Source organism: Sodalis sp. (in: enterobacteria) (assembly GCF_047607725.1).
Taxonomy (GTDB): Bacteria; Pseudomonadota; Gammaproteobacteria; order Enterobacterales; family Enterobacteriaceae; genus JBLKSS01.
This window is the reverse complement of record NZ_JBLKSS010000302.1, coordinates 1-1,686: the sequence shown is the minus strand read 5'-3', so window position 1 is coordinate 1,686 and position 1,686 is coordinate 1. Positions and strand designations below refer to the sequence as shown.

Below are 1,686 nucleotides of genomic sequence, written 5' to 3'. Positions count from 1 at the left end.
CTGAGACAGAGTGAGAATGTGAACCTACGTTTACAGTGTGTGAATGCCCACCGATTACAACTGTATGAGCATGAGCTCCTGCTACAGACGTTGTTGCACCAGAATTTGCAAGAGAATAGTCACTCCCATCAGCTCCATTTCTACGGGGAAACGATGCCTGTATATATGAATGAACATGATCGCCTTGAACATCTGTACCCTTATTTCCATAGTCAAACCAGCTTGTGACTTTATTACCACAATCAAACGAACTGGTATTTGCTGAGAACGTATGGCTGTGAGCAGGTAGGTGGCCAACAGTCAATTTTACAGAGTCAGAACCGCCAGTCGTCATGACATCACTACCGTCTTTTTTAGCCAGACGGATAGTGCGATTTTCATCAATATAGACCCATTTCGTCCCCGGAAATAACGTATTTGGATCTTTATTTTCGGCAAACCAGATAACCACGCCCACGGGATAAACGCTGCTGACCGCGTGAGATAATGATGCGGACGCAATGGCCTTAATTGCCGCCAGCAGCTGTGCAGATTGGCTGCCATCGGGCTTCATGCCTACCTCAGCCAGAATATTTTTATGCTCCGTCTGTGTATCAATCATTGCGCCCTGCATGGCATTCAGCCATTTGGCGTGCACCACCGTCCCCTCGGTACCGGTAGACGGGTCGCCATCGTGGAACAGGCCATCGGCGGTTTCGACCGGCGAAAGAATCTCTTTCATTTAGGGTGTCTCCCCGTCATTATCCATGTTCTGAGTCTGTGCCGGTGATCCCGACACATCCGGCGCTGAACGCATGAAGGTTTTCAGCGCGTCAATGTCTGCCTGCTGCGCTCTCACTTTCGCGGACAGGTCTTTTATTGCTTCAATCAGCAACGCGGTGATACTGCCGTAGGCGACGGATTTCACATTCTTTACAACGGTGCCATCACTCTCGTGGTAATCACCCGAATTACCCACCACCTCTGGCAGGACCTTTTCCAACTCATCGGCCATCACACCCGCCTGACGATGTTCGGCAAGGACATACGTGTAGCCCGTCAGCATTTCAACCTTTTCAAGGCCATTTTCTATTTTCTCAATATCGCTTTTTATCCGCCGGTCAGAGTTATTTTGCCAGTGACCCTGCATAGCATAAGCGCTGCCATCGTCCTTAAAAACGAACCATTTAATGTTACCGCCACCGTGATTGATAAGCAGGCGATGTTCATAATGGCTGCCCACCACATCGGCACCGTAAAATTCCGTGCTCATGGGATTGCCCGGATAAGGGTAATAGCGGCATTCACCTGAGCGTGACTCATTCCCACTTTGTCCCCGGCCATTAAAATGCAGCATATCCGTGAGATGGCCGCCAGCTGAGAGCGAGACGGCTTTGCCAAACGTCGCTCCACCACTGGCGGTAAGTTTCCCACCCACTTCCAGGTCTTGTATCCAATGCAGGCGCTCTGTATTCCACTCACCGGTTTTGACGTTATTGGCGTACTGACGTTATTGGCGTACAGCGCCACGCTGCCTTTGCCGTTGGCAATCAGCCCCGCGTCACTGTCACCAACATTGACCGAATGGGTGATCTGCAGACTGCCGTTAACTGTGCCACCGGTACGTCTATCCAGCGCGTTTTGTGCCTGTTCAACGGTATCTTTCAGCCCCAGATTGCCCACGAACGCCGCTTTGTCCGGGATATC

Annotated in this window: 2 protein-coding genes and 1 pseudogene; all 3 read right to left on the bottom strand. The window is 50.9% G+C overall.

From position 1 onward, the window contains the following. Window positions 1-721, bottom strand: a 721-nt coding sequence (locus ACMX3H_RS18770; protein ID WP_415211860.1) for a phage baseplate protein, incomplete at its 3' end; no start/stop codon positions are given. Further along, entirely contained in the window at window positions 722-1,252 is a 531-nt protein-coding gene (locus ACMX3H_RS18765) for a tail fiber domain-containing protein (protein ID WP_415211859.1), read from the bottom strand. It lies immediately after the preceding gene. After that, window positions 1,249-1,686, bottom strand: a pseudogene (locus ACMX3H_RS18760) (hypothetical protein); the annotation flags it as partial. The pseudogene ACMX3H_RS18760 and the gene ACMX3H_RS18765, both read right to left, overlap by 4 nt.